The 13774-nt window shown below is 39.3% G+C and carries 15 protein-coding genes; 11 read left to right on the forward strand and 4 right to left on the reverse strand.

Annotated features, from left to right (window positions below; translation table 11 throughout):
- Window positions 1-24: 24 nt before the first annotated feature.
- Genes D172_RS04865 through D172_RS04880 form a run of 4 tightly spaced genes read right to left on the reverse strand, consistent with a single transcriptional unit; the run spans window position 25 to window position 3769 of the window.
- Window positions 25-1404: an AmpG family muropeptide MFS transporter gene (locus tag D172_RS04865; protein ID WP_007376122.1), complete on the reverse strand. Its 1380-nt coding sequence runs from the start codon at window positions 1402-1404 to the stop codon at window positions 25-27.
- Between the two features lie 46 nt (window positions 1405-1450).
- Window positions 1451-2071, reverse strand: coding sequence for a peptidylprolyl isomerase (locus D172_RS04870; RefSeq protein ID WP_007376123.1), 621 nt, complete (start codon window positions 2069-2071; stop codon window positions 1451-1453).
- Between the two features lie 2 nt (window positions 2072-2073).
- Entirely contained in the window at window positions 2074-2628 is a 555-nt protein-coding gene (locus tag D172_RS04875; RefSeq protein ID WP_007376124.1) for a YajG family lipoprotein, read from the reverse strand.
- 7 nt (window positions 2629-2635) lie between these two features.
- A complete protein-coding gene (locus D172_RS04880) occupies window positions 2636-3769 on the reverse strand; it encodes a methyltransferase (RefSeq protein ID WP_007376125.1) in 1134 nt (377 codons plus the stop codon).
- Window positions 3770-3810: 41 nt separating this feature from the next.
- Between D172_RS04880 and D172_RS04885 the strand changes: the two genes are divergently transcribed.
- From D172_RS04885 to nqrM, 11 genes are all read left to right on the forward strand, one after another.
- Complete coding sequence (locus tag D172_RS04885) at window positions 3811-4419, forward strand: alpha-ketoglutarate-dependent dioxygenase AlkB family protein (protein ID WP_007376126.1); 609 nt, start codon at window positions 3811-3813, stop codon at window positions 4417-4419.
- Between the two features lie 63 nt (window positions 4420-4482).
- Window positions 4483-4794 (forward strand): BolA family protein, encoded by a 312-nt coding sequence (locus D172_RS04890; protein ID WP_033015006.1) that lies wholly within the window; start codon window positions 4483-4485, stop codon window positions 4792-4794.
- A 106-nt stretch (window positions 4795-4900) separates the two neighbouring features.
- Entirely contained in the window at window positions 4901-6094 is a 1194-nt protein-coding gene (fabV, locus tag D172_RS04895) for an enoyl-ACP reductase FabV (RefSeq protein ID WP_007376129.1), read from the forward strand.
- 374 nt (window positions 6095-6468) lie between these two features.
- Complete coding sequence (locus D172_RS04900) at window positions 6469-7812, forward strand: Na(+)-translocating NADH-quinone reductase subunit A (protein ID WP_007376130.1); 1344 nt, start codon at window positions 6469-6471, stop codon at window positions 7810-7812.
- A 4-nt stretch (window positions 7813-7816) separates the two neighbouring features.
- Window positions 7817-9019 carry an NADH:ubiquinone reductase (Na(+)-transporting) subunit B gene (locus D172_RS04905; protein WP_007376131.1) on the forward strand — a complete coding sequence of 401 codons (1203 nt, stop codon included), beginning with the start codon at window positions 7817-7819 and terminating at the stop codon, window positions 9017-9019.
- The gene (locus tag D172_RS04910) at window positions 9012-9764 is read left to right on the forward strand and encodes a Na(+)-translocating NADH-quinone reductase subunit C (protein ID WP_007376132.1); all 753 of its coding nucleotides are present in this window, start codon (window positions 9012-9014) and stop codon (window positions 9762-9764) included. The genes D172_RS04905 and D172_RS04910 overlap by 8 nt, the downstream gene beginning before the upstream one ends.
- On the forward strand, window positions 9764-10396 hold the full coding sequence (locus tag D172_RS04915; protein ID WP_007376133.1) for an NADH:ubiquinone reductase (Na(+)-transporting) subunit D: 633 nt from the start codon (window positions 9764-9766) through the stop codon (window positions 10394-10396). Before D172_RS04910 ends, D172_RS04915 begins: the two co-directional genes overlap by 1 nt.
- 10 nt (window positions 10397-10406) lie before the next feature.
- Window positions 10407-11015 carry an NADH:ubiquinone reductase (Na(+)-transporting) subunit E gene (gene nqrE, locus D172_RS04920; RefSeq protein ID WP_007376134.1) on the forward strand — a complete coding sequence of 203 codons (609 nt, stop codon included), beginning with the start codon at window positions 10407-10409 and terminating at the stop codon, window positions 11013-11015.
- An 18-nt stretch (window positions 11016-11033) separates the two neighbouring features.
- The gene (gene nqrF / locus D172_RS04925) at window positions 11034-12263 is read left to right on the forward strand and encodes an NADH:ubiquinone reductase (Na(+)-transporting) subunit F (protein WP_007376135.1); all 1230 of its coding nucleotides are present in this window, start codon (window positions 11034-11036) and stop codon (window positions 12261-12263) included.
- A gap of 108 nt (window positions 12264-12371) precedes the next feature.
- Complete coding sequence (locus D172_RS04930) at window positions 12372-13403, forward strand: FAD:protein FMN transferase (RefSeq protein WP_033023284.1); 1032 nt, start codon at window positions 12372-12374, stop codon at window positions 13401-13403.
- 102 nt (window positions 13404-13505) lie between these two features.
- Window positions 13506-13718, forward strand: a complete 213-nt coding sequence (gene nqrM, locus D172_RS04935) for a (Na+)-NQR maturation NqrM (protein ID WP_007376137.1) — start codon at window positions 13506-13508, stop codon at window positions 13716-13718.
- Window positions 13719-13774 lie beyond the last annotated feature (56 nt).

A 13774-nucleotide genomic window follows, 5' to 3' on the forward strand; every position in this document is an offset into this window, starting at 1 on the left:
TAATGCAGGGATGCATTATATTTCTTAATTTTTTTGATGATAATTTCGCTCAAGTTCATACAGCTTGTGCCTAATTAAGTACAAAAATAGTAACGATGGTAAAACCATTAACGCTGTAAGAATAAAAAATAGCGACCAATTACCTGCCAACCAATCATCTATTACTACACCACTATAACTTGAAAGCAACGTTCTTCCTAAGTTCCCTAATGATGCTAGCAACGCATAGTGAGTTGCGCTAAATGCCCTATCACAAAGCATTGATATAAACGCGACCATTGCCACTAACGACCACGCTTGTGTAAATCCATCAATAACAATAGCAAAGGCATACAGCCTTAAGTCAGGTCCAACTAAAGCAATCCATGAAAATGCTAAGTTTGATGCTGCCATTGCAATACCACTTATAAATAAACCTTTAACAATGCCATATTTTTGATTAAATAAGCTGCCAACAAAGGTAAATATAATGGTAAGTACGGCAGTGCCTACTTTTGAAAATGTAGCAATATCGCTATTACTAAAACCAATTTCTTTATAAAACACAATAGACATGCGGCCCAAAAACGCTTCACCTATCTTAAATAAGAAAATAAATGCAAGTAACGCAAGTGCAGTTTTAACGCCGTTTTTAGTGAAAAAGGCTCTAAAGGGATCAATAACGGTTACCGCGAGCCACGCAACTGTTTTTGTAAGTGGGGTTTGTTTTGTTGATGAAAGTTTTTCAAGGTATACACGCTCAAGCTCAGCATGCACGGCTTCTCTGTTTGACTTAGGCTCTTTTGCGAACAAAGCTCCACCCATTAACAGCAAAATTATAGCGGCTAAAAAATAATATATTTGGGGCCAGTCAAGCGAGGGGATATCAGCCATATAAAATGGAATAGCACCTAAAAGCGCATAACCTGTCCACCAACCAGATGTTGCCATTGCGGCGGCTGCCGTAGCTTTATGAGATTCGTTTTCACTGAGAGTGTCAATTCTAAATGCGTCAATTGCAATATCTTGCGTAGCAGAAGCAATGGCGATTAATAAGCAAATTACGGCAACAAGCGCTAAGTTAGTTTTTAAATCAAGTCCAGCTAATAGTAACGTGCCAATTAAGATAAAGCTTTGGCATAATAGTATCCAGCTACGACGTTGGCCAAGCCATTTATATAAAATAGGGAGCTTGGTCCGGTCAATGAGTGGCGACCATAAAAAGTTTATACTGTAAGCCCCAAATACAATGCCAAATAGGCCAATCATACTGCGACTTAGGCCTTCATCCTTTAACCAAGCCGACAGCACTGAGCCAATTAAAACCCAAGGAAAACCACTGCTCATACCAAATATAAAAATATTGATTAAGCGTTTGTCTTTAAAGTAAGAAAAATATTCGCTAATAGAGAGAGTTTTGCTCATAGGGCCTTCATTGGCGATTGGGTGTAGTTAAACTACAGCTCATTAATTATAATGGTACTTGCTCAAGGACTTTTATATTTAAGATAACAACAGGTACTTTTGGCACGAAATCGTAACCAATTTTTTCGTTAAAGCCTGTTTCGACAACCATTATTTTATCAAGTGTGTCGTAGCCATCCATTACATTACCAAATACGGCAAATCCCCAGTCTTTATCTGGATTTAAATGGTCGTTATTGTCCATATTAAAAAAGAACTGACGAGTACCAGAATGCGGCTCTCTGTCCTGATATGCCATGGCTATACTGTACATGTCATTTTTTAAGCCATTACCACTTTCGTTAAAAATAGGATCGTTTTCATGTAAACCATCGTAGTCTTTGTCGTACCCGCCACCTTGAATAACAAAATCGCGATCATTTTCTACATCACGCTCAATACGGTGGAAAACACTCCCCTGGTAACTTTTATCTGACACGTACGTTAAAAAGTTATTGACTGTAATAGGGGCTCTTGAGCGATCAAGCTCGACTACGATACTGCCCATTGAGGTTACGATTTCGACGCGCGGAAAAATATTATCTTTTTGCACAAAGCGGCCTTCTTGGGCTGCTAAGCTACTTGCGCTAAAAAATAGGCCGAAACAGATTAAAAAAAGTCGTTTCATGTTTAACCTTCTAAAAATTCTATTAATTCAGGATCTGATACAATGCGGGTAATAATTTGCTCAGTCAACTTATTGAGCTGGCCTTCTACTTTTGCTCGCTCATGACTAAATGGGCCTTCTAAATTAGCACTACCTCGGTACACCTTACTAAAATTGCTTGAAGCGCGAATAACACGAACACCAAGCTCTATCTGAGCTTCACTGGTGTGGCTTACTAGTTTTTCTGTTACCACAGCTTGCAGTGCATGAATATCTACTTCAAAACGCACAGTCGCTAGGTTTGAAATACTTGCTCCGTTTCGACTCAGCGCGCTATCTAAAACGCTTTTAACTGACTCTGTAATACCTTGACTTGCAAACGTTTTAGTTTTATCAGATTCAATCAGCTTAAGCGTTGCAGTGTCACCACGTAAATCAATTACGCTGGTACTTAAACTGCTGTTAATTTTACTAATTTGGCCATTTTTATAAACAGGGTTAAGGATCACTTGATTAGGCTGACTAGCACAGCCAGCTAGTACAAGTAACACACATAGGCTAAAAGTAATTTTAATCATTAAATTCCTAATAATTTTTAGTGGCACTTAGTACTACAAATTTCTTGTTGGAGCCAAGTAGTTTACAGTTCCCAAACATACGGTTTAGTTTGTCGTGATAATCTAAATGACGGTTACCAATAATACGTAATTCGCCACCTTGTTTTAAGGTTTCTTTTGCTTGTTTAAACATTTGCCATGCTATGTGGTCTGTTACAGCTTGCGCTTGATGAAATGGTGGGTTACATAGCACCATATCCACACTGTCTTGATCAAAGTCGGTCAAGCAATCGTTTTCAATAAATTGGCAATTATCAAACTGCTCAGGCATGTTTTGTTCTACATTTAAACGTGCAGATTCAACCGCCATGTATGATTCATCAACAAATGTGACAGATGCTTTAGGGCAACGAGCAAGCGCCATAACACCTACAACACCATTACCACAACCTAAATCGATTATGCTAGTTTCTTTCTTGGTTTCTGGTAAATAGTTGAAAAAGAATCGAGCACCTATATCTAACGAATCACGTGAAAACACATTTGCATGATTTGTTATATTAAATTCAGTGCCTTCAAGTGGCCAAGTAATAGGGAAATCAGCTGCTTTATACCCACCTTTTGCCGTGCTTAATATAAGACGTGATTTTTTAACCGCTAAACTTGTTTTTGTTTCACCAATAAATTGCTCAAACGATTTTATTGTTGAATTATGAATTTCTTTTGTTTTACCGGCTGCAATTACGGGTGTACCAGGTGCAAGTATTTCGCTTAATTCACTTAGTTGAAATTGCAAAAAACCTACGTTACGCGGTATTTTTATTAGCACTAAATCTATGTCTTCAGGCAATGCAGACAGACTATCTATTTGGCTAAATTGCGCCGTGGATAGTTTGTTTATTTGTAAGTTATATGCCACTGCTTGATGGCTAATATAAGAATCATTAACTGAACAAACCGTTAATTGATTAAAACTACAAGCAAGTGCACCAAAGCTATCGTTTAAAATAAGCAGTGAGCGACAATCAGGGTGATGTTCGTTAACATAATTGATAAGGTACTCATCGGCTGAATCCCACGCTTGTAAACTGCGGTTTTTTTGATCCAAAGGAAAGCGTTCAAGAGTAAAGGTTTTATCGCCTAGCTGGGCTTGCGTCGTCATAATGGTATTTGATCAGTAAACTAATGTAGGTAAATTCTAACATGCAACGGCAAAACGCCAACCCCCAACAGTTACCAAATGGCTTTTCTTATCAAAGTAGGGCACTTAGCGCGCAAAAAAGCCTCGATTTATTTTATTATTTGCAAAAAAACCTAGTTTGGCAGCAACCCGACGTCACCGTTTATTCTAAAACAGGCCCAATTCCCCGACTTCAATGCTTTATTAGCGAGCATAATTTCGAATATGGTTATTCGCATAGTAAGTTAATAGTAGAGCCTTGGCCTAATATTTTATTAGCAATGCGTAAGCGCTTAGAAAAACATTTAAATCAGCCATTAAATTCTTTATTAGTTAATTATTACCGAGATGGTAACGATACTATGGGTTGGCACAGTGATGACGAAATAGAGCTGGGCCATCAACCTACTATTGTGTGTGTATCACTTGGAGCAGAGCGTGTTTTAAAGCTTAAACAAAAATCGACAAATAAAGTAACCGATTTAAAGCTGCAAAGTGGTAGCTGTTTAGTCATGAGTGGCGACAGTCAGCGTGATTATCAACATGCAATCCCAAAGCAAACTACATTGGCTCACCCACGAATTAGCTTAACGTTTAGATGCATAAAGCAAATCAAGCAAGCTCAATTTTAGTTAGCCAATAGGCTTGGCTACTTGTTATGATAACAACATAACTTAACTACAAAAATGGTTTTTATGTCAATGCAGCAACAAATTCAAGAAAAAATCAGCAGCGCAATTGCCTGTAAGCATTTAAATGTAATTAACGAAAGTCACATGCACAGCAAAGGCACCGAGTCACATTTTAAAGTTATTGTGGTAAGCGAAGAATTTGCTGGCAAACGCCTATTACAACGCCATCGTGAAATTAATGAAATTTTAAAAGATGAGTTAGCAAATCATATTCATGCACTCGCTATCCATACTTATACACCGGATGAGTATACCGAGCAGGGCGGAGAAGCACCTGATTCGCCTAATTGTATGGGCGGCTCTAAAATTAGCTAAGTATTTTTTGAAGTATCTGATTAGTGATTAACTGATCAGATCAGTGTTTTTAGTATTAGCCTTTAAACTAGCGCTAATTTTTATTGTAAAAGATATAGGATCATCAATGGTCATTAAGCCTAAAATTCGTGGATTTATCTGTACCAACGCACACCCAACGGGATGTAGCGAGCATGTTCAAGAACAAATTAACTATGTAAAACAACAAGGCGTGTTAAAAAACGCACCAAAAAATGTATTAGTTATTGGCGCATCTACAGGCTACGGCTTGGCGTCGCGTATCACAGCTGCATTTGGTGGCGGCGCTAAAACACTCGGTATTTTCTTTGAAAAAGAAGGCACTGAACGTAAAACAGGTTCTGCTGGTTGGTACAATACTGCAGCATTTCAAGAAGCAGCTGACGAAGCGGGTCTTTGGTCTAAAAATATTAATGGTGATGCGTTTTCTAACGAAATCAAACAAAAAGCAATCGACACTATTAAAGCAGATTTGGGCAAAGTAGATTGTATTATTTATAGCTTGGCGTCTCCTCGTCGTACTGATCCAAATACGGGTGAAGTGTTCTCCTCTACACTTAAGCCAATTGGTAACGCAGTTACAACTAAAAACCTTAATACGTCAAAGCGTGAAATTGATGAAATTACTGTTGAAGCGGCAAACCAGGACGATATCGACAACACCATTAAAGTAATGGGCGGTGAAGATTGGGAAATGTGGATTGACGCATTAAAAGAAGCCGACGTATTAGCTGATAACTTTAAAACTACGGCCTACACTTATATTGGTAAAGAGCTAACATGGCCAATATACGGACACGCTACTATTGGTAAGGCTAAAGAAGATTTAGACCGAGCAACTGCTGCAATTAAAGAATCTACAAAAGATTTAAATGGCGAAGCCTATGTATCGTCTCTTAATGCTGTGGTAACACAAGCAAGCTCGGCTATTCCTATTATGCCTTTATACATTTCAGCATTATTTAAAGTAATGAAAGCAGATGGTACTTATGAAGGTACAATTGAGCAAATTCAGGCTTTATTTAGTGAGAACTTATATGGTGATAACCCACGCTTTGATGAAGGTGGCCACTTATTTCAAAACTACAAAGAATTAGAAGACGATGTGCAAGCACGTGTTCAAGCTGTTTGGGATAGCGTAGATACAAGCTCAATTGATGAGTTAACCGATTATGTGGGTTACCATAACGAATTTTTACGTTTATTTGGCTTTGGTATTGACGGAGTTGATTACGATCAAGATGTGGATTCGGTCAAACCAATTGCAAATATGATTGATTAACCATATTTGCAAATATGTAATTAAAAAGTCGCTGAGTGCGACTTTTTTGTTTTGCGGGCTTTTTTGAACAATTGTGATTAAAAAATGTCATTCTTTGCTTAAGCTACCACTTTGGTCTAACTTAAATTTTATTAAATACACATAACAAAACTAAATAAGTGTTTCTGTCGTATAATTTTCATAATTAGACTCGCATAGTCGCCCACAATGATGTTAAAATTAAGGCAATATGTGAAGAGTTTTTACCGCGTTGCTTGTTTAGTATTCATAGCAAGTTGTTCTTTGTATACATAGATATAACTTGGGATAGCTCAAATGGCGACGTGGTTGGTACGATTTTTCAGTTTCTTTCCGTTAATGTAGTGCAAGTGCGTATGATCAACATAAAAAAAGGTCTGGATTTACCCATAGAGGGCGCACCTCAGCAAGTTATTCACGACGGTTCTCCCGTCAAACGTGTAGCTGTGCTAGGTGAAGAGTTTATTGGTATGCGTCCAACCATGCATATCCGTATGGATGACCAAGTTAAAAAAGGCCAGGTACTTTTTGAAGATAAAAAGAACCCCGGCGTCCTATTTACCGCACCAGCTTCTGGTGTTGTAAAAGAAATAAATCGTGGTGCTAAACGTGTGCTGCAATCTGTTGTTATTGAAGTAGACGGCAGTGAGCAAATCACCTTTGACTCTTTCTCTGACACTGAGCTTACGAGCTTAGATCGTGAAAAAGCTAAAGAAGTACTTATCCAGTCTGGTCAGTGGACGGCACTTCGTGCTCGCCCATTCAGCAAAGTTGCGGCTGTGGATGCAAATCCTAGCTCTATCTTTGTGACCGCTATCGACACTAATCCTCTTGCTGCAGATCCTGCGGTAGTTATTGCTGATAATGCGCAAGCATTCGAAGCGGGTTTAGCCGTTGTATCGCGTTTGACTGATGGAAAAGTATTTGTTTGTAAGCAAGTTGGCAGTCAAGTTCCTAGCTCATCTATAGCTCAAGTAGAAGTACATGAGTTTGGTGGTGTGCACCCTGCTGGCCTTGTAGGCACTCATATCCATAATCTTGACCCTGTATCTGCTAGTAAACAAGTTTGGCATATTGGTTACCAAGACGTTATTGCGTATGGTCACTTATTCCTTACGGGTGAAATTTACACAAACCGTGTTGTTTCGCTTGCAGGTCCTCGTGTTAAAAACCCACGTTTAGTGAAAACACAATTAGGTGCTTCATTGGATGATTTAGTTGCTGGAGAATTAGAAGACGGTGATAACCGTGTTATTTCTGGTTCTGTTTTATCTGGCGCTACTTCAAACGGTGTTAATGCGTTCTTAGGTCGTTACCACGTTCAAGTATCTGTATTACTTGAAGGTCGCGAAAAAGAACTATTTGGCTGGATTGCACCAGGTAGTGATAAATTCTCTGTAACGCGTACATTCCTTTCTCACCTTACGCCGAGTCGTTTATTTAAAATGACAACGTCTACAGGTGGTTCAAAACGTGCCATGGTTCCAATTGGTAGCTACGAGCGCGTGATGCCGTTAGATATTTTGCCTACACTATTATTACGTGACTTAATTGCACGCGATTTAGATAGTGCAATTTCACTGGGCGCGCTTGAACTTGATGAAGAAGATTTAGCGTTATGTACCTTCGTTTGTCCTGGCAAATACGAGTATGGTTCTATCCTACGCGATTGCTTAACTACGATCGAGAAGGAAGGCTAGAGAGATGGGTTTAAAAAAATATCTAGAAGATATCGAGCCGAATTTTGAAGCCGGTGGAAAATATGAAAAATTTTATGCACTGTATGAAGCAGCTGCAACTATTTTTTATACACCAGGCTATGTAAATAAAGGCAAGACACACGTACGCGATAATATCGACCTAAAACGTATGATGATTTTAGTGTGGATGGCGACGTTCCCAGCTATGTTTTTTGGTATGTTCAACATCGGTCACCAGGCCGCAGGTGCTTTAGCACAAGGTTTTGAACTAGCAAATTCGTGGCAGGTTGGTCTGTTTCAGTTCTTTGGTGGTGAATTAACCGCTAATGCAGGCTGGGGCGCTAAAATGTTCTACGGAGCATGTTTCTTCCTACCAATTTACGCAGTCACGTTTGCTGTAGGTGGTTTTTGGGAAGTGATTTTTGCTTCTGTGCGTAAGCATGAAATTAATGAAGGTTTCTTCGTTACTTCTGTATTATTTGCACTTATTTTACCTGCAACAATTCCTTTATGGCAAGTTGCACTAGGTATCACGTTCGGTGTAGTAATCGCTAAAGAAATTTTTGGTGGTACTGGTCGTAACTTCTTAAACCCTGCTTTGGCTGGCCGTGCGTTCTTATTCTTCGCATACCCGGCACAAATTTCGGGTGACACAGTATGGACTGCAGTAGATTCTTTCTCTGGTGCGACTATGCTAGGCCAAGCTTTTGTTGGCACACTTGATTTTTCAAACATGGAATTATGGTGGAATGCATTTTACGGTTTCATTCAAGGTTCTGTTGGTGAAACATCGACACTTGCATTACTTGTAGGTGGTTTATTCTTAATTTACGTTCGCATCGCTTCTTGGCGTATCGTACTAGGTGTATTCCTTGGTATGGTAGCAACGGCATTCTTATTAAATGCTGTTGGTTCAGAAACTAACCCTGTATTTGCAATGCCTTGGTATTGGCATTTAGTGCTTGGTGGTTTTGCGTTTGGTATGTTCTTTATGGCTACAGACCCTGTATCGGCTGCATTTACTAATAAAGGTAAATTTGCATACGGTTTACTAATTGGTCTTATGGTGGTTCTTATCCGTGTTGTGAATCCTGCTTTCCCAGAAGGCATGATGCTAGCAATTTTATTTGCTAACTTATTTGCTCCACTGTTCGATCACTTTGTAGTGCAAGCTAATATCAAGCGGAGGTTGGCACGTAATGTCTAGTAATAACGAATCAATCGGTAAAACGTTAGCAGTTGTTGTAGCACTATGTTTAGTGTGTGCAATAATTGTATCGTTTGCTTCTGTACAGCTTCGTCCTTTACAGCAAGCTAATAAAAATAAAGATATTCAAAGCAATATCTTAGCAGCGGCAGGCATCGATAAAGTTGAGAATGTATCTGATACATTTAATGCTAAAATTGAAGCGCGTGTTGTAAATATGACCACAGGTGAGTTTGTAGACACAGACCCAACAATCTTTGATTTTGAAAAAAGCAAATACGATGCAGCGCTAAGTGTTTCTCTTCAAGAGAAAGGCGTTAAAGACATTGCAGGTATTCAACGTGTGACTAAAGAGTCACCGGTGTATATCTCGAAAAAAGAAGATGGCTCTATTGATGCAATCATTCTTCCTATTCAGGGCTACGGCTTATGGGGCTTAATGTACGGTTTTATCTCGCTTGAAAGCGATGGTGAAACAGTTAAAAACATTATTTTCTACAAGCATAATGAAACGCCTGGCTTAGGTGGTGAAATTCAAAATCCACAGTGGACTGCTACGTGGCAAGGTAAAGAGCTACCAATTCAAATTGTTAAAGGTACTGCGGGTGATAATGAGCATAAGATCGATGGTCTTTCAGGTGCTACATTAACGTCTAACGGTGTTGAACATGCAGTTGACTTTTGGACTGGCGAAAACGGCTTTGGCCCTTTCCTTGCGAAAGTACGTAAAGGAGCATTGAAATAATGGCTGATACTAAAGAAATGAAGGCGGTCCTATTTGGTCCGGTTTTAGCTAACAACCCAATCGCACTACAAGTACTGGGTATTTGTTCTGCGTTAGCGGTAACGTCTAGCTTAAAAAATGCGTTAATCATGTCAATAGCATTGACCTTGGTAACTGCGTTTTCGAGCTTCTTTATCTCGACTATTCGTAACCAGATCCCATCGTCAGTACGTATCATTGTACAAATGACGATTATTGCATCATTAGTTATTGTTGTTGACCAAGTACTGCAAGCGTTTTCTTATGCTACGGCTAAAGAGCTTTCAGTCTTCGTTGGTCTAATTATTACTAACTGTATTGTAATGGGTCGTGCTGAAGCATATGCGATGAAGTCGCCACCACTAATGTCATTCCTTGACGGTATTGGTAATGGTTTAGGCTATTCTGTTGTTTTACTTACTGTTGGTTTCATTCGTGAGCTATTCGGTAAAGGAACACTATTCGGTGTTGATATTATCCCATTAGTACAAGATGGCGGTTGGTATCAACCTATGGGTCTATTGATATTACCACCGAGTGCATTCTTCATCATTGGTTTATTCATATGGGTACTTCGTACTTATAAGAAAGACCAAGTAGAAGCTAAAGCGTAAGGGGCACACAGTGGAACATTATATTAGTTTATTTGTAAAAGCCGTTTTTATTGAAAACTTAGCGTTATCATTTTTCTTAGGCATGTGTACTTTTTTAGCAGTATCAAAAAAAGTGACTACTTCAATTGGCCTAGGTGTAGCGGTTATCGTTGTTTTAGGTATTTCAGTACCTGTTAATAACTTAGTTTACCATGCTGTATTAGCACCAGGTTCACTTACGTGGCTTGGTTATCCTGATGCAGACCTTAGCTTTTTACGTTTCTTAACTTTCATTGGCGTTATAGCAGCGCTAGTGCAAATTCTTGAAATGGTATTAGATAAGTTCTTCCCAGTACTTTACAACGCATTAGGTATCTTTTTACCATTGATCACAGTTAACTGTGCAATCTTTGGTGCGGTATCTTTCATGGTTGAGCGTAACTATAACTTCGGTGAGTCTGTTGTTTATGGTATTGGCGCTGGTGTTGGTTGGGCACTTGCAATTACATTACTTGCAGGTATCCGTGAGAAAATGAAGTATTCAGACGTGCCAGACGGCTTACGTGGTTTAGGTATTACCTTCATCACTGTTGGTTTAATGGGACTTGGCTTTATGTCATTCTCTGGTATTTCACTGTAAAGGTAGCGAGGATAAATCATGGATTATCAGATTTTCTTAGGCGTTGGTGTTTTTATCGCTATCGTTGTACTACTGGTTTTAGTCATCATTGGTGCTAAATCTCAGTTAGTTGCAAGTGGTGATATTATCATTAGCATTAATGGCGACCCAGATAAAGCCATTAAAACATCAGCAGGTAGTAAGCTTTTAGGCGCGCTATCTGAGTCAGGTATATTTGTATCATCTGCATGTGGTGGCGGTGGCTCTTGTGGCCAGTGTCGTGTACACATTAAAGAAGGTGGTGGCGATATTCTGCCAACTGAGCTTGATCACATATCTAAAGGCGAAGCCCGTGAAGGCTGCCGTTTAGCGTGTCAGGTAAATGTTAAAAACGACATGGAAATTGAGCTTGAAGAGTCAATTTTCGGTGTTAAGAAGTGGGATTGTGAAGTTATCTCTAACGATAACAAAGCAACATTCATTAAAGAACTTAAGCTGCAAATTCCAGATGGCGAGTCAGTGCCGTTCCGTGCGGGTGGTTACATCCAAATCGAAGCGCCACCTCACCATGTTAAATATGCAGATTTCGATGTTCCTGAAGAATATCGTGGTGATTGGAACCACTTTGGTTTCTTCGATCTGGAGTCAAAAGTAGACGAAGAGACTATTCGTGCTTACTCAATGGCTAACTACCCAGAAGAAGAAGGCATCATTATGCTTAACGTGCGTATTGCTGCTCCGCCGCCAAGAAACCTTAGCTTGCCGTGTGGTAAAATGTCTTCGTACATTTGGTCACTTACAGCTGGCGATAAAGTAACTATTTCGGGTCCATTTGGTGAGTTCTTTGCTAAAGACACCGATGCAGAGATGGTATTTGTTGGTGGTGGTGCTGGTATGGCGCCAATGCGTTCTCATATCTTTGACCAACTTAAACGTTTGAACTCTAAACGTAAGATGAGCTTTTGGTATGGTGCACGTTCTGAGCGTGAAATGTTCTACGTAGAAGATTTTGATGGCTTAGCCGCTGAAAACCCTAACTTCGTATGGCATACAGCACTTTCAGATCCACAACCTGAAGATAACTGGGAAGGCTACACTGGCTTTATCCATAACGTGTTATTTGAGAATTATCTTAAAGATCACGAAGCGCCTGAAGATTGTGAGTACTACATGTGTGGTCCTCCAATGATGAACGCGGCAGTTATTACTATGCTTAAAGATTTAGGTGTTGAAGACGAAAATATCTTACTAGATGACTTCGGTGGCTAACACTAATACCAAAACAGTTTAGTTTTGGTTAAAATACCAGCCTCGTAGCACTTGTGTTACGAGGCTTTTTTATTCTTTAATTTTATCAATCTATTAAGTAGAACAGTTATGAATCGAGTAAGTACTTCACAAGGCATAATGGCCTTTTTGCTAATTACGCTGACTTTATTATTGTCTGGTTGTGGTGAAAAGCCAGAGTCAAAAGAGACCTTTTTAGAAGGTAAGACTATGGGCACTACTTATCATATTAAGTACTATGATGAGCAAGTTCAGCTGTCTGCCTCACAGTTACAGTTGCAAATAGACGCTGTTTTAAAAGATGTTAATCAGTCTATGTCTACTTACATAGAAGACTCTGAGATAAATACATTCAACAGATTACCAGCAAATCAGGTTATGCCGATTAGTGAAGATTTTAGGGCTGTTATAAGCGAGTCTATTCGCTTAGGTGAATCGACTAAAACACTCGATGTAACTATGGGGCCTTTAATTGATTTATGGGGGTTTGGCCCAGATAAAAAGCCAACTAATCGTCCTAGCGATGAAGAGCTTGTAAGTATGATTAAAAATATAGGCGTTGATAAGCTTACGCTAACAGCTCAAGGTTTGGCTAAAAAAGTGGCAGGCTTAGAGTTATCGTTTTCGGCAACGGCTAAAGGCTACGGTATTGATAAGGTGGCGCAGTTATTAGAAAGCCACAATATTACCAACTACATGGTTGAAATTGGCGGTGAGCTACGAATTGCAGGCGAGAAGCTAAATAATAAAGATTGGGTAATTGCTATAGAGCAACCAGACGCACAACCTGGAGAGCGTAAAGTACACCGTATTTTGTCGCCAGGTACAAATGGTATTGCTACATCGGGTGATTATCGTATTTTTTATGAAATGGATGGTGAAATTTATACTCACTTAATTGATCCCGTGACCGGCATGCCGATTAAGCACGACTTAGTGTCGGTAACCGTGCTTCATTCAAGTGCTATGACTGCCGATGGTCTTGCGACAGCATTAACTGTTATGGGTATGGATAAAGCGCAAGCTTATGCTGAGCAGCATGATTTACCCGTGTACTTAATAGGTAAATCGAAAGACGGTTTAATAACCTACTCAAGCCCTGCATTTAAACCTTATTTATAGTATGGTGCGGGTTTGTTTATTTCCACGTTATTTGAGTATATAATAGCAGTCGCTCAACAATGTTTTGAGCTTAATTTATTGCTGATCAATAGGGGCTAAGCAATGTCACTTTTTCTTCTTACTTTTGGCTTACTAATTTTGATAGTTTCGGCTATGGCCGTTGGTATGATCGTGCAAAAAAAATCTATGGCAAGCAGCTGTGGTGGTTTAGGTTCGGTTGGTATTGATAAAGCCTGTGATTGCGATGATCCATGTGATAAACGCAAAAACCGTTTAGCAAAAGAGCAAGCCTGGAAAGAAAACCAAATTATTTAAGTCTGTCTTAAATATTAAAAAGCGCTTTATAGCGCTTTTTTTGTGTCTGTAAAACG

It is taken from the genome of Pseudoalteromonas sp. Bsw20308 (assembly GCF_000310105.2).
GTDB classification, from domain to species: Bacteria; Pseudomonadota; Gammaproteobacteria; order Enterobacterales; family Alteromonadaceae; genus Pseudoalteromonas; species Pseudoalteromonas fuliginea.